The organism is Pseudomonas serboccidentalis, from assembly GCF_028830055.1.
GTDB lineage: Bacteria > Pseudomonadota > Gammaproteobacteria > Pseudomonadales > Pseudomonadaceae > Aquipseudomonas > Aquipseudomonas serboccidentalis.
The window spans coordinates 3123220-3148221 of record NZ_CP101655.1 but is presented as its reverse complement, the minus strand read 5'-3'; the positions used below and the strand labels follow the sequence as shown (position 1 = coordinate 3148221).

Genomic DNA, 25002 nt, shown 5'->3' with positions numbered 1-25002 from the left:
AGCTTGCTCCCGCTGGGCTGCAAAGCGGCCCCAAAACTACTCGGCACACCACCGAGTGCGAGTGCTTCGCACTCGAGCGGGAGCAAGCTCCCTCGCCACAAAGATTGTGTGAGCCGGGGTGAGAACCATGCATAGCCCTTGCGCCGTGATCCCGGTCTACAACCACGAAACCGCGATCAGCACCGTGGTTGACGCCCTGCTCGCCCAAGAGCTGCCGTGCATTCTGGTGGACGACGCCAGCAGCCCGTCCTGCGCACGAGTGCTGGACGCCCTGGCTGAACGCGACAACGTGCACTTGGTGCGCCTGACCCTCAATCAGGGCAAGGGTGGCGCGGTGATGACCGGCCTGCGCGAAGCGGCGCACCTGGGGTTCAGCCATGCCTTGCAGGTCGACGCTGACGGCCAGCATGACCTGCAGGACGTCGCCCGTTTCGTCGAAGAATCGCGCGCGCATCCTCAAGCGCTGATCTGCGGTTACCCGCTGTTCGACGACAGCGTGCCCAAGGGCCGTTTGTATGCGCGCTACCTGACCCACGTGATGGTCTGGATCAACACGCTGTCGCTGCAGATCCGCGATTCGATGTGCGGCTTTCGCGTGTATCCACTGGCCCCGACCCTGGCGTTGATCGACTCGGCACGGATCGGCAAGCGCATGGATTTCGACTCGGACATCCTGGTGCGCCTGTCGTGGCGCAATCAGCCGATGCGCTGGCTGCAAACCAGCGTGCATTACCCGCTGGACGGCGTGTCGCACTTCCGTCTGTTTCACGACAACGCGCTGATTTCCAGCATGCACACCCGGTTGTTCTTCGGCATGTTGCTGCGCCTGCCGCTGATCCTCTGGCGCCGGTGGCGAACATGAGCGTCGAGAGCGACAACAAGCACTGGGCCGACCGCGAAGAGCGCGGCAGTTTCCTGCTGATGAAATTCACCGCGCTGGCCGCCAAAGTCCTTGGCCGGCGCCTGCTGAGTCCGTTGCTGTACGGCATCGTTCTGTACTTTTTCCTGTTCGGTCGCACCGCCCGCCACAGCACCTGGCAGTACCAGCAACGACTGGCCGACTGGAGCCAGCGCGACGATTTGCGCCCGAGCCACTGGCGGGTGTTCGGCCAGTTCATGGCGTTCGCCGATTCACTGCTCGACAAGCTCGACGTGTGGAACGGCAAAATCCGCATCGAGCAGATCGAAATCATCGACCCGGCGCTGTTGCGCAATCAGCTGCGCGGCCAGCGTGGGCAACTGCTGGTCGGCGCGCACCTGGGCAACCTCGAAGTGTGCCGGGCGCTGGCGGAGATCGGCGAAAAAGTCACCATGAACGTGCTGGTGCACACCAAGCACGCCGAGCAGTTCAACCGATTGCTCGGCGAGGCCGGGGCGACCAACCTGCGCCTGATTCAGGTCAGCGAACTGGACCCGGTGATCATGCTGCAACTGCACGAACGCCTGGAGCGCGGCGAGTGGCTGGCGATTGCCGGCGACCGTGTGCCGCTGCACGGCGGGCGCAGCGTCACCGTCGACTTTCTCGGCCACCCGGCACCGTTCCCGCAGGGGCCGTGGCTGCTGGCTGGGCTACTCAAATGCCCGGTCAATCTGTTGATGTGCCTGAAACAACCGGACGGCCACTATCGCCTGACCCTCGAGCCGTTTGCCGACAGCGTGACGTGGACACGTCGCGAGCGCGAACAGGTCATTCATCAGTGGGCCACCCGTTATGCGCAGCGCCTGAGTCACTATTGCCTCGAAGCCCCGCACCAATGGTTCAACTTTTACCCTTTCTGGAAGACCGATGACGACGCCAACCCATGAGCCGGTAACCTTCGGCGAACGCCCTTTGCGCATCGAAGACGTGCTGGCCCTGGCCAACCGTCAGGCGCCCGTGCAGTTGCAGAGCGACGCCGATTACCGTGAGCGCATCGCCAAGGGCGCGCGGTTTCTCGACTCGCTGCTGGACAAGGAAGGCGTGATCTATGGCGTGACCACCGGTTACGGCGATTCCTGCGTGGTTGCGGTGCCGCTGCATCACGTCGAGGCGCTGCCGCGTCATCTCTACACCTTCCACGGTTGCGGATTGGGCAAACTGCTCGACGCCCAGGCCACCCGCGCCGTGCTGGCCGCACGTTTGCAGTCGCTGTGCCACGGCGTGTCCGGGGTGCGCATTGAACTGCTGGAGCGCCTGCAAGAGTTCCTCGAACACGACATCCTGCCGCTGATTCCCGAAGAAGGCTCGGTGGGCGCCAGCGGCGACCTGACGCCGCTGTCCTACGTCGCCGCGACCCTGTCCGGCGAGCGCGAAGTGATGTTCCGTGGGGAACGCCGACAAGCGGCCGACGTGCATCGCGAACTCGGCTGGACGCCATTGGTGCTGCGCCCGAAAGAAGCGCTGGCCTTGATGAACGGCACGGCAGTGATGACTGGCCTTGCCTGTCTTGCCTACGCCCGCGCCGACTACCTGCTGCAACTGGCCACACGCATCACCGCGCTCAACGTGGTCGCGCTGCAAGGCAATCCGGAACACTTCGACGAACGCCTGTTCGCCGCCAAACCGCACCCGGGGCAGATGCAGGTCGCCGCGTGGCTGCGCAAGGATCTGGCGATCGACGCGCCGACCGCGCCGCTGCATCGCCTGCAGGATCGCTACTCGCTGCGTTGCGCCCCACACGTGCTCGGCGTGCTGGCCGACAGCCTGAGCTGGCTGCGTTCGTTCATCGAAACCGAACTCAACAGCGCCAACGACAACCCGATCATCGACGCCGAAGCCGAGCGCGTGCTGCACGGCGGGCACTTCTACGGCGGGCACATCGCGTTCGCCATGGACAGCCTGAAAAACCTCGTGGCCAACGTGGCCGACCTGCTCGACCGACAACTCGCGCTGCTGGTCGACGAGCGCTACAACCATGGTTTGCCGAGCAACCTGTCCGGCGCCCCGGCGGATCGCGCCATGATCAACCACGGCTTCAAGGCCGTGCAGATCGGCACCAGCGCCTGGACCGCCGAAGCCCTGAAAAACACCATGCCGGCCAGCGTGTTCTCGCGCTCCACCGAGTGCCACAACCAGGACAAGGTGAGCATGGGCACCATCGCCGCCCGCGACGCGATCCGCGTGCTGGAGCTGACCGAACAGGTCGCCGCTGCCACGTTGCTCGCGGCTAACCAAGGTGTGTGGCTGCGCGGTCGCGATCAGGATGCGCGACCGCTGCCGCCCGCTCTGGCCGCCATGCACGAAGCACTGGGCAAAGACTTCCCGCCGGTCATCGAAGACCGTGCGCTGGAAGGCGAACTGCGCCTGTGCCTGCAACGCATCGCCGAGCAACACTGGAGGCTGCATGCGTAGCGCCGGAGTCCTGCACGCCGACACGGAAATCCTCGTGCCGTTCTTCGACGTCGACACGATGCATGTGGTCTGGCACGGGCACTACGTCAAATACCTGGAAGTGGCGCGCTGCGCGCTGCTCGACCAGATCGGCCACAACTACACGCAGATGTCCGAGTCCGGTTATGCATGGCCGATCATCGACCTGCAACTGCGTTATGTGCGTGGCGCGGTGTTCGGCCAGCGCTTGAACGTGCGCGCCAGCCTGGTGGAATGGGAGAACCGGCTGAAGATCAATTACCTGATCACCGACCTGCAGACCGGCGAACGCCTGACCCGCGCCAGCTCGGTGCAAGTGGCGGTCGAGATCAGCAGCCGCGAGATGCAATTGGCCTCACCCAAAGTGTTCACCGATGCGGTGGAAAGGATGCTGCGATGAACCTGATCTGCAAATGCCTCGGTGCGTTGGCACTGCTCGCTGTCTCAAGCCTGGCCAACGCCTTCGATCTGCAACAGCTCAGCGAGCAACTGGCGAAACCGGACGTGATCCACGGCCAGTTCATCCAGGAGAAACACCTGCGCGCCCTGCCCCAGCCACTGATCAGCAAGGGCAGCTTCGTCCTGGCGAAAAACCATGGCCTGCTCTGGTTGCTCAAGACCCCGCTGCAGCAGGACTACCGCATCACCGCCAACGGCATCGCCCGCCGTGACGGCAACGGCTGGCAGATGCTGCCGAACAAGAGCGCCGGGGCCGAGCAGAACCGCTTGTTTCTCGCCGTGCTGCAAGGTGACAGCAGCGGCCTGCAACGGGATTTCGAGCTGGCCCTGAGCGGCGACGCACAGCAATGGAAACTGACCCTGACCCCGCGTTCGGTGCTGCTCAAGCAAGTGTTCAACCAAATCAATATCGACGGCGGTGCGCTGGTACAGACCATCGAACTGCTGGAAACCCAGGGCGACAGCACCGTGCTGCGCATGCAGGACAGCACCGCAAGCCAGCCGTTGAGCGACACGGAGCAACATGACTTTGCCGAGTGAACGCAGGCTGCCGTGGCTGTTCCTGATCCTGCTGCTGGCGGTCGTCGCGCTGGCCGGTTGGCAGTGGCGCGACGGTGCGCCGCTGTCGGCCAACCTCATGGAACTGGTGCCCGGCACTCACCCTGACGCCCTCGAACTGCGTGCCGAACAGCGCATGCAGGAGCCGCTCAACCGGGAAATGCTGGTGCTGGTCGGCCATACCGATCGCCAGCAAGCGGTCGTCATGGCCCAGACCCTGGGCGAGCAATGGCAAGCCAGCGGCCTGTTCGAAAAGGTTCAGTGGAATCTGCAAGCCGACCTCCCGGCCCTGCGCACGCAACTGCTGCAAGGGCGGCTGGCGATGCTCTCGGCGGATGACCGGCAACTGCTGACCGAGCACCCCGATGCGTTTATCCAGCAACGGGTGCAGGCATTGTTCGACCCGTTCAGCGGTTTCAGTCTGGTGCCGAGCCAGGACGACTGGCTGGGCCTCACCGGACGCATCCAGAACAGCCAGCCGAAACACGGCGCGGTGCAACTGGACATCGGCAGCGGAACACTGGTCGCCGATGCCGACGGCAAGAGCTGGGTGCTGCTGCGCGCGCGCACCACCGGCAATGCCTTCGACATGAACCTGCCACTGAAAGTGGCGGACCTGCTCCAGCACAGTCGCGAGCAGGCGGCGAAAGCCGACGTGCAACTGCTGGCCGCCAGCGGTCTGCTCTACGCCGCCAACGGTCAGCAGCAAGCTACCCGCGAAATGACCTGGGTCGGCGGCGGCGCCACCCTCGGCATTTTGCTGTTGCTGCTGTTGGCGTTTCGCCGCTGGCGGGTGTTGCTGGCGTTCGTGCCGGTGCTGGTGGGCATGCTGTTCGGCGCGGTGGCCTGCGTGGCGTTGTTCGGCCACATGCATGTGATGACGCTGGTGCTCGGCTCCAGCCTGATCGGCGTGGCAGTGGATTACCCTCTGCACTATCTGTCGAAAAGCTGGAGCCTCAAACCGTGGCGCAGTTGGCCGGCATTGCGCCTGACACTCTCCGGGCTGACCTTGAGCCTGATCACCAGCGCCATCGGTTATCTGGCGCTGGCCTGGACGCCATTCCCGGCGCTGACGCAAATCGCGGTGTTCTCCGCCGCCGGATTGCTCGGCGCCTACCTGTCGGCGGTGTGCCTGCTGCCGGCCTTGCTGAAAAACGTTGAGCTGCAGCCGGCGCAATGGCCGCTGCGCCTCGCCGAACGCCTGGTGAAGTTGCGCGAAACCCTGCTCGAACATGTACGCACCCCGGTGCTGCTGGCGCTGCTGATCGCGTTCTGCGCCGGCGGTCTGGTGCAACTGCAAAGCAAGAACGACATCCGCCAATGGGTCGGCGCACCGCAACGGCTGACCGACGAGGCGCAGACCATCGCGCGCATCACCGGCTACCAGCCGACCAGCCAGTTCTTCCTGGTGCGCGGGGCCAATCAGCAGGAGCTGCTGGAGCGCCAGGCCGCGTTGAGCGAACGTCTGCAACAACTGGTCAACCTCGACAAGCTGCAAGGCTATCTGGCCCTCGATCAACTGCTCAGCCCACCGAGCCAGCAACAGCAGGTTCGCGAGGCACTGAGCCAACTGCCGCAGTTCTGGCAGCCATTGCTCGACCTCGGCGTACCGCTCGCCGCGCTGCAATCCGAGTTGCAACAGTTGCAGAACCTGCCTGCCGAGGACATCGACGCCGCGCTGGCGGGCCCCTTGGGCGAACCGTACCGCACGCTGTGGCTCGGCCCGACCGATGATGGCGTGGCGGCGATGACCAGCCTGCAAGGTTTGAACAATCCGTCGCTGCTGCGGGTGCAGGCGCTGGACTTACCGGGAGTGATGCTGGTTGATCGTCTCGGCGAGTTGAACAACGTATTCGCCGCGACCCAGATCAGCGCCGCCGAACTGAAACTCGCCTCCTGTGTATTGATCGTGCTGGTGCTGATCGTGCCGTTCGGCTTCGGCGGCGCCTTGCGCATCGTCGCCCTGCCGCTGCTGGCGGCGCTGTGCAGCCTCGCCAGCCTCGGTTGGCTCGGCCAGCCGCTGACCCTGTTCAGCCTGTTCGGCCTGCTGCTCGTAACGGCGATCAGCGTCGATTACGCGATCCTCATGCGTGAGCAGGTCGGCGGCGCGGCTGTCAGCCTGCTGGGCACCTTGCTGGCGGCGCTGACGACCTGGCTGTCGTTCGGTTTGCTGGCGGTGTCGAGTACGCCGGCGGTGAGCAATTTCGGCCTGTCGGTAAGCCTGGGGCTGGCCTTCAGTTTCATCCTCGCGCCGTGGGCCGGACGTCACGCCCACAGCGCCGCCGTCGCGGAGCCGGCAGCGTGATGGTCGTCGGCTTCTGGCTGATGGCCCTGGCGTTGTTCGCCGTGGCGACCCGTGTCGGCCGGTATTTCGGCCTGATCCCGATCGTCAGCCAGTTGCTCCTGGCAAGCTTCGGTTTGCCGCTGCTGATGTACTTCTGGATCGAACCGGGCTGGCAGCTCAGCGGCGCCGAGCTGATCGCGCCCGTGTGGCTGAAAGACCTCTACAGCCTGAGTTTCGCCTTGTTGCTCGGGCACATCCTCAGCGATGTGATCGACCTGCGTCTGGACCGCCAGAGCGTGAAAATCGCCGTGCCGAGTTTTGCCGTGCCGTTCGCCTGCGGGCTAGCGGTCGCCTGTTGGCTGTTGCCGACGCAACCGTGGCTGAACTCGCTGGCGATCGGCCTGGTGTTCGCGATCACCGCGATCCCGGTGCTGTACCTGTACTTGCGCCACATCGATTACCCGCCCGCCGCCACAAGGCGTCTGGTGCAGACCGCGATCCTGATCGATCTGACCTGCTGGACGCTGTTCGGCCTCGCTCAGGGCAGCCTGCATTTGAGCAGTCTGTTACTGCCACTTGGATTGGCCTGCGTGCCGGTGCTGCTGCATCTGCTCCGTGTGCGTCGACCGCTGACTTACAGCCTCGGCTTCTTCGCGCTGCTGGTACTGACCGAGCACTACAAGCTCAACGCACTGATTTTCGGCATCGGTTACCTGTTGTGCATGGCGCTGCTGAAAGTGCCGTTGGTGCTGCCATTGCCAGCGCTGTGGATGAGCCGCTTGCAGACGTGGATCGCGATCCCGCTGATCCTCACCTTCGGCATCGTGCAGATCGACGTACACAGCGCCCTCGCCAGCCTTGGTGCGCTGCAATGGGTGGCACTGCTGCTGTTGCCGATTGCCAGTAAACTGCTCGGCAACTGGCTCGGTCTGGGCTGGGCCGGCGCGTCGTTCGAAGGCGCCAGCCGCTGGCGCGAAAGCGTGCTGCTGAACATCCGCGGCCTGAGCGAAATCGTCTTTCTCAACCTGTTGCTGCAACAACAGCTCATCAGCCCGGCGCTGTACTTCGCACTGATGCTGATGGGCCTGATCGCGACGCTGTTGCCGGCCCTGATCGGCCTGCATCGCGCGCCCCTGAACTTGCAAAACCCACTGTCCCGGAGCTCACGTGCCAATCGTTGAAATGGAATCCCGTCAGGTCGTGATCATCGGCGCGGGCCCATCCGGGGCCATCGCCGCCGCATTGCTCAAGCGCAAGGGCCACGATGTGCTGGTGATCGAGCGCCAGCATTTTCCAAGGTTTTCCATCGGTGAAAGCTTGCTCAGTCATTGTCTGGATTTCGTCGAAGAGGCCGGCATGCTCGACGCGGTCAACGCCGCCGGATTCCAGCGCAAAACCGGTGCCGCGTTTGCCTGGGGCGAGCGCTACAGCGCCTTCGATTTCGGCGACACCTTCACCGGCGGCAAGCCGACCACGTTCCAGGTGCAGCGCGCCGATTTCGACAAGCTGCTGGCCGATCAGGCAGCGCTGCAAGGTGTCGAGATCCGCTATGGCGACGCCATCGTCCGCGTCGATTTCAACCGCGCCAAACCGCAGCTCGACGTGCTGCGCGAAGACGGCAGCGAGTACCGCATCCAAGCGAATTTCGTGCTCGACGCCAGCGGTTACGGTCGGGTGCTGTCGCGCCTGCTCGATCTGGAAGCACCGTCGAATTTCCCGGTGCGCCAGGCGGTGTTCACCCACGTCGAAGATCACATCGACAACCCGGCCTTCGACCGCGAAAAGATCCTCGTCACCACCCATCCAGAGCATCGCGACATCTGGTTCTGGACGATCCCGTTCAGCCATGGTCGCTGCTCGGTGGGCGTAGTCGCTGCCGCCGAACACTTCAACGGCCGCGATACCGATCTGGATGCCTGCCTGCGCGGTTTCATCGCCGAGACCCCAAGCCTCGCCGGCGTGCTGAACAACGCCGTGTGGGACACCCCGGCGCGCACCCTCGGCGGCTATGCGGCCAACGTCAAAACCCTGCACGGCCCGGGCTTCGCCCTGCTCGGCAACGCGGCGGAATTTCTCGATCCGGTGTTTTCCTCCGGCGTGACCATCGCCATGCGCTCGGCGAGCATGGCTGCCGCCGTCCTGCACCGGCAGTTGCAGGGCGAAACCGTCGACTGGCAGCGCGAGTTCGCCGAGCCGCTCAAACGCGGGGTCGACACCTTCCGTTGCTACGTCGAGGGCTGGTACGCCGGCACCTTCCAGGACGTGATTTTTTATGAAGACAGCCAGGCGGACATTCGCCGGATGATCTGCTCGATCCTCGCCGGTTACGCCTGGGATGAACGCAACCCGTTCGTCAGCGAAGCGCGCCGCCGGTTGAAGATGATTTCCGAACTCTGTGCAAAGGACGCCCCATGAATTACTTGAGCGACAGCTACGTCGAGGAAACCCGCTTCGGCTTCTGGTTCCTGCGCAGCCACACCTGGCAGCACCATGTGTTGCGCGTGGCGATCAACGACCTGCGCGGGCTCTTCAACGAGGCGCTGCCGGCCAATCCGGTGCTGCTGGATGCCGGCTGTGGCCAAGGCAAGTCGTTCCGGTATCTGCGCCAGACCTTCGCGCCACAGCGTTTGATCGGCGTCGATGCCGACCCGCACAGTCTGCAATTGAGCGCCGAAGAAGCAGCGCGGCAAGGCTTTGACGTAGAACTGCTCGGCAGCGACTGCGCGACGCTCAACGTGGCGGACGCCAGTGTCGACCTGCTGTTCTGCCACCAGACCTTTCATCACCTGGTCGAACAGGAAAAAGCCCTCGCCGAGTTCTACCGCGTACTCAAGCCGGGCGGTTATCTGCTGTTCGCCGAGTCCACCGAAGCCTACATTGATACCTGGGTGATCCGCTGGCTGTTCCGCCATCCGATGCAGGTGCAGAAGAGTGCCGCGCAGTACCTGGAGATGATTCGCCAGCAGGGTTTCGAGTTCGGTGAACGCAATGTCTCGTACCCGTATCTGTGGTGGAGCCGGTCGAAGGATTTCGGTTTGCTGGAACGGTTTGGGTTGCGCAAGCCGAAACCGTTTGGCGAGCGCGAGGAAACCTTGGTGAATGTCGTTGCCCGCAAGCCGCTTGAAGGTGGTCTCTGATGCGACACATAACCTGTAGGAGTGAGCCTGCTCGCGATAGCGGTAGGTCAACCAACATGTTTTTCGAATGTGCCACCGTCATCGCGAGCAGGCTCACTCCTACAAGGTTTGTGGTGTGGCTGATGCTGGTGATGTTCGCCCTGCTAAGTGGTTGCGCCAGCCAGGCCCCGCTGCCCGCGAGCAACCCGACTTTGCCCCTGCCGCTGCAACTGCACATCGAACGCCAGCAAGCCGATCAGCGTCAGGACTGGCTGCTGGTGATCCAGCGCGAAGGCCCTGGCATTCGCTGGTCGATGATGGACCCGCTGGGCATTCCTCAGGCCCGTCAGCGACTGATCGACGGGCGCTGGCAGGCCGACGGTCTGCTGCCGCCCAACCCGGAAGCCCGGGAGCTGTTTGCCGCGCTGCTGTTCGCCCTGACCCCGTCCGGCGAGCTGTTGCGCAATTATCCCGCCGCGCAGCAACAGGCTGGGCAACGCTCGCTGCCGCCACGCTGGGCGATCCGTTATGCACAACCGTTGAGCTTCGAATTGAACCTGCCCCAAGGCCCGCACTATCGGGTTTCTCCCCTCGGTGAATCGACGCCATGACTGCCTACCTCAATGCCCTCGGCGTGATCTGCGCCCTAGGCCGCGACAAGCATCAAGTCGCGCAGAATCTGTTTGCCGGTGACTGCTCGGGCATGCGCCGCGAATCCGGCTGGGTCGCCGGGCGCGAACTGCCCGTGGCGGCGGTGCACGGTGAGCTGGCGGCGATCCCGGCCGAACTGGCCGACCAGAGCAGCCGCAACAATCAACTGCTGCTGGAAGCTGCGTTGCAGATTCGCGCTGACATCGAGCGGGCCATCCAGACTTATGGCCGCGAGCGCATCGGTGTGGTGCTCGGCACCAGCACTTCGGGGATCGACGAAGCCAGCCGCGGTCTGGCGCACTACATCCGCGAGCAACAGTTCCCCATCGAGTACGACTATCGGCAACAGGAGCTCGGCGCACCGGCGAATTTTCTGGCCGACTGGCTGCAACTCAGCGGCCCGGCCTACGTGATCTCCACCGCCTGCACCTCTAGCGCCCGGGCCTTAATGAGCGCGCAGCGCCTGCTTGATCTGGGCCTGTGCGATGCCGTGCTGTGCGGCGGGGTCGACAGCCTGTGCAAACTCACGCTCAACGGTTTCAGCGCGCTGGAGGCGGTGTCCGACGAGCGCTGCAATCCGTTCTCGGCCAACCGCAACGGCATCAACATCGGCGAAGCGGCGGTGCTGTTCCTGATGAGCAAGCACCGTGACGGCGGCCCGGCCATCGCCCTGCTCGGCGCCGGTGCCAGCTCCGACGCGCACCACATTTCCGCCCCGGAACCGAGCGGCCGCGGCGCCCTGCAAGCGATGCAGAAAGCCTTGAACCGCGCACAGCTGCAAGCTGCGCAAATCCATTACCTGAACCTGCACGGCACGGCGACCCAGCATAACGATGCGATGGAAAGTCTGGCGGTCGCCACCCTGTTCCCCGACGGCGTGGCTTGCTCGTCGACCAAGCCAATGACCGGTCATACCCTCGGCGCGGCCGGTGCGCTGGAAGCGGCGTTCTGCTGGCTGAGCCTGAGCGCCGACAATCCGCAACAAGCCTTGCCACCGCACGTCTGGGATGCCCAGGCCGATCCCGACCTGCCGGCCCTGAACTGGGTGACCGCGAGCGAACGCCTGTCGTCCATTGCACCCCGCTACCTGATGAGCAACTCGTTTGCCTTCGGGGGCAACAACGTCAGCCTGATTATCGGAGACGCCCCATGACCGACTGGCCGCTCGCCGAACTGCTGCCCCACGCTGGCGACATGATTCTGATCGATCGCATCCTCAGTTTCGACGAGGAGCAGATCCACACGTGCCTCACGGTCAAGCCCGACGGTTTGTTCAGCCTGTCCGACGGCAGCCTGCCGGCGTGGGTCGGCGTTGAGTTGATGGCGCAGAGTGTCGCCGCGTTCGCCGGTTGCCACGCACGGCAGAAGGGCAACCCGGTGGTGCTGGGTTTCCTGCTCGGCACGCGTAAATTCGAGTGCAACGTCGAGGTGTTCCCGGCCGGCAGCGAACTGACCATCCATGGCATCCGTTCGCTGGAAGACGACAACGGCATGGGCGTGTTCGAATGCCACATCCACGGGCCCGGCATCGAGGCCAGCGCGCGGTTGAATGTGTTCCGTCCGCCCCAGCCATCCCAATATCTTGAACAAAACCGGGAGTCGAACGATGACTGAATCCGTACTGGTCACCGGCTCCAGCCGTGGCATCGGCCGCGCCATTGCCTTGCGTCTGGCGCAGGCCGGGCACGACATCGTCCTGCATTGCCGCAGCGGCGTTGTCGAAGCCCAAGCGGTGCAGACCGAGATCCAGGCGCTGGGTCGCAAGGCGCGCATCCTGCAATTCGACGTCGCCGACCGCGAAACCTGCAAAACCATACTTGAGGCCGACGTCGAAACCCACGGCGCCTATTACGGTGTGGTGCTCAACGCCGGACTGACCCGCGACGGCGCCTTCCCGGCGCTGAGCGATGACGATTGGGACGTGGTGCTGCGCACCAACCTCGACGGTTTCTACAACGTCCTGCACCCGGTGATGATGCCGATGATCCGCCGTCGCGCCGCCGGTCGGATCGTCTGCATCACCTCGGTGTCGGGATTGATCGGCAACCGTGGCCAAGTCAATTACAGCGCCTCCAAGGCCGGGGTGATCGGCGCTGCAAAAGCGTTGGCGATCGAGCTGGGCAAGCGCAAAATCACGGTTAACTGCGTCGCGCCGGGTCTGATCGACACGGCGATGCTGGATGAAAACGTGCCGGTGGAAGAGCTGATGAAAATGATCCCCGCACAACGCATGGGCACCCCGGAAGAGGTCGCCAGTGCGGTGAATTTCCTGATGTCGGCGGAAGCCTCGTACATCACCCGCCAGGTCCTGGCGGTCAACGGAGGCTTGTGCTGATGAAGCGCGTCGTCGTCACCGGCATGGCCGGCATCACCTCGCTGGGCAGCGACTGGCAGACCATCGCCGGCAACTTCGCGGCCAACCGCAGCGGCATCCGCCGGATGGACGAGTGGGACCGCTTCAGCGAACTCAACACGCGTCTGGCCGGTCCGATCGATGACTTTGTCGTCCCGGCGCACTGGACGCGCAAGCAACTGCGCAGCATGGGCCGGGTGTCGCGGCTGGCGGTGGGCGCGGCAGAACAGGCCCTGGCGGATGCCGGCCTGCTCGGCGACGAATCGATCAAGGACGGGCGCATGGGCGTAGCCTGCGGCTCGTCCACCGGCAGCACCGACGAGATCAAGGCGTTCGGCAACATGCTGCTCAACTCGGTCGCCGAGGGCCTCAACGCCAACTCCTACGTGCGGATGATGCCGCACACCACCGCCGCCAACATCAGCATCTTCTTCGGCCTCACCGGGCGCCTGATCCCGACGTCCAGCGCCTGCACCAGTGGCAGCCAGGGCATCGGCTATGCCTATGAGGCGATCAAGTTCGGCCGTCTGCCACTGATGCTCGCCGGCGGTGCCGAAGAGCTGTGCCCGACTGAAGCGATGGTCTTCGACGCGCTCTACGCCACCAGCCTGAAAAACGATGCGCCGCAGACCAGCCCACGTCCGTACGACAAGGGCCGCGATGGCCTGGTGATCGGCGAAGGCGGCGGCATGCTGGTGCTCGAAGAGCTGGAACATGCCCTGGCTCGCGGCGCGCGGATCCACGCGGAAATCGTCGGTTTCGGCAGCAACGCCGACGGCCAGCACACCACCCGCCCGGAACAGATCACCATGCGCCGCGCCATGGAACTGGCGCTGGAAGACGCCGGGCTCACAGCGGATGCCATCGGCTACGTCAACGGCCACGGCACCGCGACAGAACAGGGCGACATTGCCGAAACCCTGGCCACCAGCAGCCTGTTCGGCGAACACATGCCGATCAGCTCGCAGAAGAGTTTCCTCGGCCACACGCTCGGGGCCTGTGGGGCGCTGGAGTCGTGGTTCAGCATCGAAATGCTCAATCGCGACCTGTACGTGCACACGCTCAACCTCGATGAGGTCGATCCGCACTGCGGCAAGCTCGACTACCTGCGCGGCGAATTCCGCCCGATGCACCACGAGTATGTGATGAACAACAATTTCGCTTTTGGTGGCGTCAACACCTCGTTGATTTTCCGCCGCTGGCCGTAACCGTATCAATCCAGGTCAAGGAGACCTCCATGCGTTTCAACAAGCTCGCCATTGCCTCCCTGCTGCTCTGTGCCTTGCCGACGGTCAGCCAGGCCCGTGACACCCAGGTCTTCCTGCCGTTCGACAAAGCGGTGGCCGAAGCGACCCGCAGCGGCAAGATCGATGGCAGTGTGAAGTTCTACCTGGCCGGCAACGCCCCGGCCGGCAAAGTCACCGTCGTGAGCAGCGGCGCCGTGACCAACAAAAAGACCAACGCCTTCAACAAGTCCGATCAGGCAGCCTGCGAATGGGTCGTGCAATCGGCCATCATCAGCCTGCACCAAGCGGCAAAAAGCGCCGGCGCCAACGCCGTGACCAACATCGTCAGCTTCTACAAGAGCAACGAGCGCAAGGATTCGCAGAACTACGAATGCCACGCCGGCGCGATCATGGCCGGCGTTGCATTGAAGGGTGATCTGGCGAACGTGCAGTAACCGCCGGAGCACTGTCACCAGGGCGCCATCGGGCGCCCTTTTCGTTTTCAGCATCTACACTCGTTTTGACAAGCCACCACACCTCGCCTGTCAGAGCGGCGAGCCCTGTCCATCGAGCACTCGCGGTTCTCTTTCACCGTCAAGGAGATGACCATGCATGTGAAAGCCCTGATTGCCGCCGCGTTACTTGGTTTTTTGCCCAGCGCCAGCCACGCCACGAATCTGATGTACATGCCGTTCGAGACCGTGCTCTCGGACGCGATCCGCGCCGGGCGGCTGGACGGCAGCGTGAAGTTCTTTCTGATCGGCAATGGGCCGCAGGGCACGCAGCAATTGTTGCGCCGGGACGTGGTCAGCGATTTACGCACCAACGGCTTCAACAAGAGTGATCACGCTTCCTGCGAGTGGGTGCTGCAGTCGAACCTGATCAAGTTGCAGGCCGATGCCAAGCGGGTCGGGGCGAATGCAGTGGTCAATATCGTCAGTTATTACGACCAGCATGTGCGCAAGGATTTGAATACCTATGAGTGCCGGGCCGGGGTGTTCGTGACGCGGGTGGCGTTGAAGGGGGATTTGGTGCGGTTGCCTTAACGGCAAGATCAAAAGATCGCAGCCTTCGGCAGCTCCTACAGGGACCACATATCCATGTAGGAGCTGCCGAAGGCTGCGATCTTTTGGCGGCAGGTCAAACACCCTCGACCTTGCGCGTCAGCAGTTCGACAAACGCCTTGGCCATCGGCGACTTCTGATCCTTGCGCTGCACCAGCCACACCGCCGACACCGCCTCCGGATCGAGCAACGGTCGATAGACCACACCGTCGATGCGCATCCGCTGATAGGACGCCGGCAACACCGAAACCCCCAGCCCCGCCGCGACCAGACCGATGATGGTCATCGCCTCCCCGGCCTCCTGGGCGAAGTGCGGGCTGAACCCGGCATCGCGCGCCAGACTCAGCAATTGCGCATACAGACCGCTGCCGTAGCTGCGCGGGAAGAACACGAACGGTTCCAGCGCCAGCGCCGAGAGGAATAGCCCTTCCTCAGTGCCCTGCGCCAACGGATGCTTGGAGCCGAGCACCGCCACCAGCGGCTCACGCATCAGTTCCACCACATTCAGCGAATCCGGCAGGCCCAGCGGGCGCATGATCCCGACCTCGATCGACTCATCCACCAGGCCCTCGGCGACTTGTGTGCTGCTCATCTCCCGCAAGTTGAGGTGCACTGCCGGAAAACGCTGGCGAAAGGCAAAGATCGCCTGGGGAATGGTCGAGTTGAACGGTGCCGACGAGGTGAAGCCGATTTTCAATTCACCCAGCTCACCGAGTTGCGCACGCCGGGCGACATCCGCCGCCTTGTCGACCTGCGCCAGCACCAGCCGCGCCTCTTCCAGGAACAATCGGCCGGCCTCACTCAGTTCGACCCGACGATTGGTGCGTTCGAACAACCGGGCACCGACCTCTTGCTCCAGCGCCTGAATCTGCTGGCTCAGCGGCGGCTGGGAGATGCCCAGCACCTGTGCAGCGCGGCCGAAATGCAGCTCTTCGGCGACGGCGATGAAGTAGCGCAAGTGACGCAATTCCATGGACACCCCATTAGGTCGTTAAAGCTATCAAACAGGTCGAACAATATATTGGATAGAAACATTAGCCAGCTATATGATTTTTTCATTGCCTGCCTGGCCGTGCCCTCCGAGGTCTGAAGTGAAAACAGCTGTCGCCCCCCTGGCCCATGAAGTCCCGCCTGCTGCCGCGGACGATGTGATCGCCGAGCTGCAAGAGATCTACATCGAAAAAGGCACGCCGATGTTCATGCGCACAGTGCTGGCGCTGTTCAGCGGTGGCTTCGCGACCTTTGCCCTGCTGTACTGCGTGCAACCGATGATGCCGCTGCTGTCCCACGAGTATTCGATCAACGCGGCGCAGAGCAGCCTGATCCTCTCGGTGGCGACCGGCATGCTGGCCTTCGGTCTGTTGATCACCGGGCCGATTTCCGACCGCATCGGGCGCAAACCGGTGATGGTCGCGGCGCTGTTCGCCGCCGCCCTGTGCACCATCGCCAGTTCGATGATGCCGAGCTGGCACGGGGTGTTGATCATGCGTGCGCTGATCGGGCTGTCATTGAGCGGCCTGGCGGCGGTGGCGATGACCTACCTGAGCGAAGAGATCCATCCGCAGCACATCGGCCTGGCGATGGGCCTGTACATTGGCGGCAACGCGATTGGCGGGATGAGCGGGCGGTTGATCACCGGGGTGCTGATCGACTTTGTCAGCTGGCACACGGCGATGCTGGTGATCGGCGGCCTGGCGCTGGTCGCGGCGGCGGTGTTCTGGAAGATCCTTCCCGAGTCGCGCAACTTCCGCGCACGCTCACTGCACCCACGCAGCCTGCTCGACGGCTTCACCATGCACTTTCGCGACGCCGGCCTGCCGCTGCTGTTTCTGGAAGCGTTCGTGCTGATGGGCGCGTTCGTCACCCTGTTCAACTACATCGGCTATCGCCTGCTGGCCGCGCCGTACAACCTTGATCAAGTGTTCGTCGGCCTGCTCTCGGTGGTGTACCTGTCGGGCATCTACAGTTCGGCGAAGATTGGTTCGCTGGCCGACAAACTGGGTCGGCGCAAGGTGTTGTGGGCAACCATTGCGCTGATGTTCGCCGGCCTTGCGCTGACCATGTTCACGCCGCTGTTGCTGGTGATTGTCGGTATGTTGATTTTCACCTTCGGCTTCTTTGGCGCGCACTCGGTGGCGAGCAGCTGGATCGGGCGGCGGGCGACCAAGGCCAAGGGGCAGGCGTCGTCGTTGTATCTGTTCAGCTATTACGCCGGTTCGAGTATTGCCGGGACGGCAGGCGGGGTGTTCTGGCATCTCGGCGGGTGGAATGGCATCGGTCTGTTTATCGGCTCGCTGTTGCTGATCGCGCTGTTGGTGGCGTTGAAACTGGCGAAGTTGCCGCCACTTGGCGGTGTGAAAGCTTAAAAGCAAAAGATCGCAGCCTGCGGCAGCTCCTACAGGGAAACGCGAATCCCAATGTAGGAGCTGCCGCAGGCTGCGATCTTTTGAGCTTAATAAAACGCCCGACATAAGCCGGGCGTTTTTTATTGGGCGAAGATCACTCGTGATACTGCGCCGACAACTCGTGCACCGCGCGCAGGAACGCGCCTGCATGCTCCGGATCCACTTCAGGGGTGATGCCGTGGCCGAGGTTGAACACGTGGCCGCTGCCCTTGCCGTAGCTGGCCAGAATGCGCCCGACTTCAGTGCGGATCGCTTCAGGCTTTGCGTACAGCACGGTCGGGTCCATGTTGCCTTGCAGCGCGACCTTGTCGCCAACGCGGGCGCGGGCGTTGCCGATGTCGCAGGTCCAGTCCAGACCCAGTGCGTCGGCACCGGCTTCGGCGATGCTTTCCAGCCACAGACCGCCGTTCTTGGTGAACAGGATCACCGGCACCTTGCGACCATCGTGCTCGCGGATCAGGCCGCTGACGATTTTCTTCATGTAAGCCAGGGAGAACTCCTGGTACGCCGCCGCCGACAGGTTGCCGCCCCAGGTATCGAAGATCTGCACCGCTTGCGCGCCGGCCTGGATCTGGCCGTTGAGGTACGAGGTCACCGACTGCGCCAGCTTGTCCAGCAACAGGTGCATGGCTTGCGGGTTGTCGTAGAGCATCGCCTTGGTCTTGCGGAAGTCTTTCGACGAGCCGCCTTCAACCATGTAAGTCGCCAGGGTCCATGGGCTGCCGGAGAAACCGATCAGCGGCACACGGCCGTTCAGCTCGCGGCGGATGGTACTGACCGCGTCCATCACGTAGCCGAGATCCTTGTGCGGATCCGGGATCGGCAACGCCTCGATGTCTGCCAGGGTGCTGACAACTTTCTTGAAGCGCGGACCTTCACCGGTCTCGAAGTACAGGCCCTGGCCCATGGCATCGGGGATGGTGAGGATGTCGGAAAACAGGATCGCCGCGTCCAGCTGTGGATAACGGTCGAGCGGTTGCAACGTGACTTCGCAAGCGAATTCCGGATTCATGCACAGGCTCATGAAATCACCGGCATGGGCACGGCTGGCGCGGTATTCAGGCAGGTAGCGGCCGGCCTGGCGCATCATCCACACCGGGGTGACGTCAACGGGTTGCTTGAGCAGGGCGCGGAGGAAACGGTCGTTCTTCAGGGCAGTCATGTCGGCATCCGGAAAAAAAGTGCGGGCATTTTCTCAGAGCGCGACGCAAAAGGCACGGATGCAGGTCAGCCTTTTGTCTATCGGGTCAATTTATTGCGTTGGAGTACAGAGTCTGCAGCACCCAAAAACAACTGTAGGAGTGAGCCTGCTCGCGATAGCGGTGTTTCAGTCAATGCATCAGGTGACTGATCTACCGTCATCGCGAGCAGGCTCACTCCTACAAGGTATTGCGTTGTTTGGTTAGACGCCCAGGTAGTCGAGGATCCCTTCGGCAGCATTGCGGCCTTCGAAGATCGCCGTCACCACCAGGTCGGAACCGCGCACCATGTCGCCACCGGCGAAGATTTTCGGATTGCTGGTCTGGTGCTTGTACTGACCTTGCTCAGGCGCGACGACGCGGCCCTGGCTGTCGGTCTGGATCTCGAACTGCTCGAACCACGGCGCCGGGCTCGGACGGAAACCGAACGCGATGACCACGGCGTCGGCCGGGATGATCTCTTCGGAACCCGGGATTGGCTCGGGGCTGCGGCGGCCACGGGCGTCCGGTTCGCCGAGACGGGTCTCGACCACCTTCACACCTTCAACCTTGTCTTCGCCAACGATGGCGATCGGCTGGCGGTTGTAGAGGAATTTCACGCCTTCTTCCTTGGCGTTCTTCACCTCTTTGCGCGAGCCGGGCATGTTCGCTTCGTCACGACGATAAGCGCAGGTCACCGACTTGGCGCCCTGGCGGATCGAAGTACGGTTGCAGTCCATCGCCGTGTCGCCACCGCCGAGCACCACAACCTTCTTGCCTTTCATGTCGACGAAATCTTCCGGCGACTTTTCAAAGCCCAGGTTGCGGTTGACGTTGGCGATCAGGAAGTCCAGCGCGTCATAGACGCCCGGCAGGTCCTCACCGGCAAAACCGCCCTTCATGTAGGTGTAGGTGCCCATGCCCATGAACACGGCATCGTATTCGGCGAGCAGTTGCTCCATGGTCACGTCCTTGCCGACCTCGGTGTTGAGGCGGAATTCGATGCCCATGCCGGTGAAGACTTCGCGACGATTGCTCAGCACGGTCTTCTCAAGCTTGAACTCGGGGATGCCGAAGGTCAGCAGACCGCCGATTTCCGGGTTCTTGTCGAACACCACCGGGGTCACGCCGCCACGTACCAGCACGTCGGCACAACCGAGGCCCGCCGGGCCCGCGCCGATGATCGCTACACGCTTGCCGGTCGGTTTGACCTTGGACATGTCCGGACGCCAGCCCATGGCGAACGCGGTGTCGGTGATGTACTTCTCGACCGAACCGATGGTCACCGCACCGAAACCGTCGTTGAGGGTGCAAGCACCCTCGCACAGACGATCCTGCGGACACACCCGGCCGCAGACTTCCGGCAGGGTGTTGGTCTGGTGCGACAGCTCGGCGGCCTGGAGGATGTTGCCCTCGGCCACCAATTTGAGCCAGTTGGGAATGAAGTTGTGCACCGGGCACTTCCATTCGCAATACGGGTTGCCGCAACCCAGGCAGCGGTGGGCCTGGTCGGCCGACTGCTGGGGTTTGAACGGTTCGTAGATTTCGACGAACTCTTTCTTGCGTTGACGCAACAGTTTCTTCTTCGGATCCTTGCGCCCGACATCGATGAACTGGAAGTCGTTATTCAGACGTTCAGCCATTGTTAAAACCTCATCAAACTCTTCAGGCGCATATCACTGCGGGTTGGCACGAGTGCTGGAAAGCAACGATTTCAGGTTGGCAGCCTTCGGCTTGACCAGCCAGAAACGGCGCAAGTAGTCATCAAGGTTTTCGGCGAGTTCACGACCCCACTCGCTGTCGGTTTCCTTGACGTACTCGTTCAGCACGTTTTGCAGGTGGCTGCGATAGGCTTCCATCGCCTCGCCGCTGATCCGCTGGATTTCCACCAGTTCGTGGTTGACCCGGTCAACGAAGGTGTTGTCCTGGTCGAGCACGTAGGCGAAACCACCGGTCATGCCAGAGCCGAAGTTGTAACCGGTCTTGCCCAATACGCAGACGAAACCACCGGTCATGTACTCGCAGCAGTGATCGCCAGTGCCTTCCACGACGGTGTGGGCACCAGAGTTACGCACGGCGAAACGCTCGCCTGCGGTGCCGGCGGCGAACAGCTTGCCGCCAGTGGCGCCGTACAGGCAGGTGTTGCCGATGATGGCACTGTTCTGAGTCTGATAGACGCTGCCCTTCGGCGGCACGATGACCAGCTTGCCGCCAGTCATGCCTTTGCCGACGTAGTCGTTGGCGTCGCCTTCCAGGTACATGTTCAGACCGCCGGCGTTCCACACGCCGAAGCTCTGACCGGCCGTCCCTTTGAAGCGGAAGGTGATCGGCGCGTTGGCCATGCCCTGATTGCCGTGCTTGCGCGCGATTTCGCCGGAGATCCGCGCACCGATCGAACGGTCGCAGTTGCAGATGTCCAGATCGAACTCGGCGCCGCTGAGGTCGTTGATCGCCGACGTCGCCATGTCGACCATTTTCTCGGCCAGCAGGCCCTGGTCGAACGGCGGGTTGCGCTCAACGCCGCAGAATTGCGGTTTGTCCGCCGGGATGTGATCGCTGCCCAGCAGCGGGGTCAGATCCAGGTGATGTTGCTTGGCGGTCTGGCCTTCGAGGATTTCCAGCAGATCGGTACGGCCGATCAGCTCTTCGAGGGAACGCACACCGAGCTTGGCCAGCCACTCACGGGTTTCTTCGGCGACGTAGGTGAAGAAATTCACCACCATGTCGACGGTACCGATGTAGTGATCCTTGCGCAGCTTCTCGTTCTGAGTCGCGACGCCGGTGGCGCAGTTGTTCAGGTGGCAGATACGCAGGTATTTGCAGCCCAGGGCGATCATCGGCGCAGTACCGAAACCGAAGCTTTCGGCACCGAGGATCGCGGCCTTGATCACGTCGAGGCCGGTTTTCAAGCCACCGTCGGTCTGCACCCGGACTTTGCCGCGCAGGTCGTTGCCGCGCAGGGTCTGGTGGGTTTCGGCGAGGCCGAGCTCCCACGGTGCGCCCGCGTATTTGATCGAAGTCAGCGGCGAAGCACCGGTACCACCGTCGTAGCCAGAAATGGTGATCAAGTCCGCATAGGCCTTGGCCACACCGGCGGCGATGGTGCCGACGCCTGCTTCCGCGACCAATTTGACCGAAACCAGCGCCTTCGGGTTGACCTGTTTCAGGTCAAAGATCAGCTGCGACAAGTCTTCGATCGAATAGATGTCGTGGTGCGGCGGTGGCGAAATCAGCGTTACGCCCGGTACTGCGTAACGCAGCTTGGCGATCAGCCCGTTGACCTTGCCGCCCGGCAGTTGCCCGCCCTCGCCCGGTTTGGCGCCCTGCGCGACCTTGATCTGCATCACTTCGGCGTTGACCAGGTATTCCGGAGTCACACCGAAACGGCCGGTGGCGACCTGCTTGATTTTCGAGCTCTTGATGGTGCCGTAGCGCGCCGGGTCTTCGCCGCCTTCGCCGGAGTTGGAACGCGCGCCGAGGCGGTTCATGGCTTCGGCCAGGGCTTCGTGAGCTTCCGGCGACAGGGCGCCCAGCGAGATGCCGGCGGAGTCGAAGCGCTTGAGCACCGATTCCAGCGGTTCGATTTCGCTCAGGTCCAGCGGCTTGTCGAGGGTCTTGACCTTGAACAGGTCGCGAATCATCGACACCGGACGGTTGTCCACCAGCGAGGTGTATTCCTTGAACTTGGCGTAGTCGCCCTGCTGCACGGCGGCTTGCAGGGTGTTGACCACGTCCGGGTTGTAGGCGTGGTATTCGCCACCGTGGACGAACTTCAGCAGACCGCCCTGCTGGATCGGCTTGCGCGGACTCCAGGCTTCGCTGGCGAGTGCTTTCTGCTCGGCTTCGATGTCGACGAAACGCGCACCCTTGATGCGGCTCGGCACGCCACGGAAGCTCAGCTCGCAGACTTCTTCGGACAGGCCGATGGCTTCGAACAGCTGCGCACCGCGGTACGAGGCGATGGTCGAGATGCCCATCTTCGACAGGATCTTCAGCAGACCTTTGGTGATGCCCTTGCGGTAGTTCTTGAACACCTCGTAGAGGTCGCCCAGCACTTCACCGGTACGGATCAGGTCACCCAGCACTTCGTAGGCCAGGAACGGATAGACCGCCGAAGCGCCGAAACCGATCAGCACCGCAAAGTGATGCGGGTCACGAGCGGTCGCGGTTTCAACGAGGATGTTGGAATCGCAGCGCAGGCCTTTTTCGGTCAGGCGGTGGTGCACGGCACCGGTCGCCAGCGAAGCGTGGATCGGCAGTTTGCCCGGCGCGATATGACGGTCGCTCAGAACGATCTGGGTACGACCGGCACGCACGGCTTCTTCGGCCTGATCGGCGACGTTGCGGATGGCCGCTTCGAGGCCAACGCTTTCCTCGTAGTTGAGGTCGATGATCTGCCGCTCGAAACCCGGGCGCTCAAGGTTCATCAGCGAGCGCCATTTGGCCGGCGAGATCACTGGTGAGCTGAGGATCACGCGCGAGGCGTGTTCCGGCGATTCCTGGAAGATGTTGCGCTCGGCACCGAGGCAGATTTCCAGCGACATCACGATCGCTTCACGCAGCGGGTCGATCGGCGGGTTGGTGACCTGCGCGAATTGCTGGCGGAAATAGTCGTACGGCGTGCGCACACGCTGCGACAGCACGGCCATCGGCGTGTCGTCGCCCATCGAACCCACGGCTTCGTAGCCTTGTTCGCCGAGCGGACGTAGCACCTGATCGCGCTCTTCGAACGTGATCTGATACATCTTCATGTATTGCTTGAGCTGATCGACGTCGTAAAAGGCCGAACCGTGGTCGTTGTCTTCCATGGTCGCCTGGATGCGCAGGGCATTCTTGCGCAGCCATTGCTTGTACGGATGACGGGACTTCAGACGGTTGTCGATCGCGTCGGTGTCAAGGATCTGCCCGGTTTCGGTGTCCACGGCAAGGATCTGCCCCGGGCCGACACGGCCCTTGGCGATCACGTCTTCTGGCTGGTAGTTCCAGACGCCGATTTCCGAAGCAACGGTGATGAAACCATTGGTGGTGGTGACCCAGCGCGCCGGACGCAGACCGTTACGGTCGAGCAGGCACACCGCGTAGCGACCGTCGGTCATCACCACGCCGGCCGGGCCGTCCCACGGTTCCATGTGCATCGAGTTGTACTCGTAGAACGCACGCAGATCCGGGTCCATGGTTTCGACGTTCTGCCACGCAGGCGGAATGATCATCCGCACGCCACGGAACAGGTCGATGCCACCGGTGACCATCAGTTCGAGCATGTTGTCCATGCTCGAGGAGTCGGAACCGACACGGTTGACCAGCGGGCCGAGTTCTTCCAGATCCATCAGATCGTTGGTGAACTTGGTCCGACGGGCCTGCGCCCAGTTGCGGTTACCGGTAATGGTGTTGATCTCGCCGTTGTGCGCGAGGAAGCGGAATGGCTGAGCCAGCGGCCATTTCGGCAGGGTGTTGGTGGAGAAGCGCTGGTGGAACACGCAGATCGCGGTTTGCAGGCGCTGGTCACCGAGGTCCGGATAGAACGCGGCCAGGTCGGCCGGCATCATCAGGCCTTTATAGATGATGGTCTTGTGCGAAAAGCTGCAGATGTAGTGGTCGGTGTCGGCGGCGTTGGCCACCGACGAGCGACGACGGGCGCTGAACAGCTTGACCGCCATGTCCTGATCGCTCAGGCCTTCACCGCCGATGTACACCTGCTCGATCTGTGGCAGGCGCTCAAGGGCCAGGCGGCCGAGGACGCTGGTGTCGATCGGCACTTTGCGCCAGCCGATCAGTTGCAGGCCTTCAGCGAGGATCTCGCGGTTCATGTTCTCGCGAGCGGCTTCGGCCTTGGCCGGATCCTGATTGAAGAAGACCATGCCCACAGCGTATTGCTTGGGCAGCTCGACGCTGAAGGCTTCCTGGGCAATCGCGCGCAGGAAGGCATCGGGCTTTTGAATCAGCAGACCGCAACCGTCACCGGTCTTGCCGTCGGCATTAATCCCACCGCGGTGGGTCATGCAGGTCAGGGCCTCGATGGCCGTTTGCAAAAGGGTATGACTGGGTTCGCCCTGCATATGGGCTATCAGGCCGAAACCACAGTTATCCTTGAATTCATCTGGTTGGTACAGACCTGCTTTCATAGACACTTTCTCACCAGGCTGCCTCTTTACGAGGCAAATTTCTTTTCAATTCAACCACTTGCTTGCCGCGCCGAACGTACGCCGGCTTTGCGGGGGCAAAAGGGTGGTCATTGTACACAGCGACACAGACGCTCACAAATTTGACGACGAAATGTCGCAAATCCATGTCGCATTTGTGAAAGGTTTAAAGCGATATGCTGTGCTAGTCAAAACTTTTTTAATTCTGACTGCAACGAC

At 62.8% G+C, this 25002-nt stretch carries 21 protein-coding genes; 17 read left to right on the top strand and 4 right to left on the bottom strand.

Going from position 1 to position 25002, the window contains the following annotated elements; all coding sequences use genetic code 11:
* Positions 1-127 precede the first annotated feature (127 nt).
* The 16 genes from NN484_RS14445 to NN484_RS14370 all read left to right on the top strand — a co-directional run bounded on the left by NN484_RS14445 (position 128) and on the right by NN484_RS14370 (position 15042).
* Positions 128-862, top strand: a complete 735-nt coding sequence (locus NN484_RS14445) for a glycosyltransferase family 2 protein (protein ID WP_274657375.1) — start codon at positions 128-130, stop codon at positions 860-862.
* Positions 859-1806, top strand: a complete 948-nt coding sequence (locus NN484_RS14440; RefSeq protein WP_127648657.1) for a lysophospholipid acyltransferase family protein — start codon at positions 859-861, stop codon at positions 1804-1806. Before NN484_RS14445 ends, NN484_RS14440 begins: the two co-directional genes overlap by 4 nt.
* Positions 1787-3331, top strand: coding sequence for an HAL/PAL/TAL family ammonia-lyase (locus tag NN484_RS14435; protein ID WP_127648656.1), 1545 nt, complete (start codon positions 1787-1789; stop codon positions 3329-3331). Before NN484_RS14440 ends, NN484_RS14435 begins: the two co-directional genes overlap by 20 nt.
* Positions 3324-3749: an acyl-CoA thioesterase gene (locus NN484_RS14430; protein ID WP_027611337.1), complete on the top strand. Its 426-nt coding sequence runs from the start codon at positions 3324-3326 to the stop codon at positions 3747-3749. Before NN484_RS14435 ends, NN484_RS14430 begins: the two co-directional genes overlap by 8 nt.
* Positions 3746-4348, top strand: coding sequence for an outer membrane lipoprotein carrier protein LolA (locus tag NN484_RS14425; protein ID WP_215501265.1), 603 nt, complete (start codon positions 3746-3748; stop codon positions 4346-4348). The genes NN484_RS14430 and NN484_RS14425 overlap by 4 nt, the downstream gene beginning before the upstream one ends.
* Positions 4332-6671 (top strand): MMPL family transporter, encoded by a 2340-nt coding sequence (locus tag NN484_RS14420; protein ID WP_215501264.1) that lies wholly within the window; start codon positions 4332-4334, stop codon positions 6669-6671. Before NN484_RS14425 ends, NN484_RS14420 begins: the two co-directional genes overlap by 17 nt.
* A complete protein-coding gene (locus NN484_RS14415; protein WP_127648653.1) occupies positions 6668-7831 on the top strand; it encodes a cation:proton antiporter in 1164 nt (387 codons plus the stop codon). The genes NN484_RS14420 and NN484_RS14415 overlap by 4 nt, the downstream gene beginning before the upstream one ends.
* The gene (locus NN484_RS14410) at positions 7818-9065 is read left to right on the top strand and encodes an NAD(P)/FAD-dependent oxidoreductase (protein WP_274657374.1); all 1248 of its coding nucleotides are present in this window, start codon (positions 7818-7820) and stop codon (positions 9063-9065) included. The genes NN484_RS14415 and NN484_RS14410 overlap by 14 nt, the downstream gene beginning before the upstream one ends.
* Positions 9062-9787, top strand: a complete 726-nt coding sequence (locus tag NN484_RS14405; RefSeq protein ID WP_274657373.1) for a class I SAM-dependent methyltransferase — start codon at positions 9062-9064, stop codon at positions 9785-9787. Before NN484_RS14410 ends, NN484_RS14405 begins: the two co-directional genes overlap by 4 nt.
* Positions 9787-10377 carry a hypothetical protein gene (locus NN484_RS14400; RefSeq protein WP_274657372.1) on the top strand — a complete coding sequence of 197 codons (591 nt, stop codon included), beginning with the start codon at positions 9787-9789 and terminating at the stop codon, positions 10375-10377. The genes NN484_RS14405 and NN484_RS14400 overlap by 1 nt, the downstream gene beginning before the upstream one ends.
* Positions 10374-11570 (top strand): beta-ketoacyl-[acyl-carrier-protein] synthase family protein, encoded by a 1197-nt coding sequence (locus NN484_RS14395; RefSeq protein ID WP_274657371.1) that lies wholly within the window; start codon positions 10374-10376, stop codon positions 11568-11570. Before NN484_RS14400 ends, NN484_RS14395 begins: the two co-directional genes overlap by 4 nt.
* On the top strand, positions 11567-12031 hold the full coding sequence (locus NN484_RS14390) for a hotdog family protein (RefSeq protein ID WP_127648648.1): 465 nt from the start codon (positions 11567-11569) through the stop codon (positions 12029-12031). The genes NN484_RS14395 and NN484_RS14390 overlap by 4 nt, the downstream gene beginning before the upstream one ends.
* Positions 12024-12752 carry a 3-oxoacyl-ACP reductase FabG gene (fabG, locus tag NN484_RS14385; protein WP_127648647.1) on the top strand — a complete coding sequence of 243 codons (729 nt, stop codon included), beginning with the start codon at positions 12024-12026 and terminating at the stop codon, positions 12750-12752. The genes NN484_RS14390 and fabG overlap by 8 nt, the downstream gene beginning before the upstream one ends.
* Complete coding sequence (locus tag NN484_RS14380) at positions 12752-13978, top strand: beta-ketoacyl-ACP synthase (RefSeq protein WP_274657370.1); 1227 nt, start codon at positions 12752-12754, stop codon at positions 13976-13978. Before fabG ends, NN484_RS14380 begins: the two co-directional genes overlap by 1 nt.
* A 29-nt stretch (positions 13979-14007) precedes the next feature.
* Positions 14008-14451, top strand: coding sequence for an excinuclease (locus tag NN484_RS14375; protein WP_274657369.1), 444 nt, complete (start codon positions 14008-14010; stop codon positions 14449-14451).
* A gap of 153 nt (positions 14452-14604) precedes the next feature.
* Complete coding sequence (locus NN484_RS14370) at positions 14605-15042, top strand: excinuclease (protein ID WP_127648644.1); 438 nt, start codon at positions 14605-14607, stop codon at positions 15040-15042.
* A gap of 94 nt (positions 15043-15136) precedes the next feature.
* On the opposite strand, the gene NN484_RS14365 is transcribed toward NN484_RS14370, so the two are convergent.
* Complete coding sequence (locus NN484_RS14365; RefSeq protein WP_127648643.1) at positions 15137-16033, bottom strand: LysR family transcriptional regulator; 897 nt, start codon at positions 16031-16033, stop codon at positions 15137-15139.
* A gap of 118 nt (positions 16034-16151) precedes the next feature.
* Here NN484_RS14365 and NN484_RS14360 point away from each other — a divergent pair, with 118 nt between their 5' ends.
* Positions 16152-17426 carry an MFS transporter gene (locus NN484_RS14360; protein WP_127648642.1) on the top strand — a complete coding sequence of 425 codons (1275 nt, stop codon included), beginning with the start codon at positions 16152-16154 and terminating at the stop codon, positions 17424-17426.
* 133 nt (positions 17427-17559) lie between these two features.
* Here the strand turns inward: NN484_RS14360 and hemE are convergent, their stop codons facing one another.
* The 3 genes from hemE to gltB all read right to left on the bottom strand — a co-directional run bounded on the left by hemE (position 17560) and on the right by gltB (position 24765).
* Positions 17560-18627, bottom strand: a complete 1068-nt coding sequence (hemE, locus tag NN484_RS14355; RefSeq protein ID WP_127648641.1) for a uroporphyrinogen decarboxylase — start codon at positions 18625-18627, stop codon at positions 17560-17562.
* A 240-nt stretch (positions 18628-18867) separates the two neighbouring features.
* Positions 18868-20286 carry an FAD-dependent oxidoreductase gene (locus tag NN484_RS14350; protein WP_007909438.1) on the bottom strand — a complete coding sequence of 473 codons (1419 nt, stop codon included), beginning with the start codon at positions 20284-20286 and terminating at the stop codon, positions 18868-18870.
* Between the two features lie 33 nt (positions 20287-20319).
* Positions 20320-24765 (bottom strand): glutamate synthase large subunit, encoded by a 4446-nt coding sequence (gene gltB / locus NN484_RS14345; RefSeq protein ID WP_274657368.1) that lies wholly within the window; start codon positions 24763-24765, stop codon positions 20320-20322.
* Positions 24766-25002 lie beyond the last annotated feature (237 nt).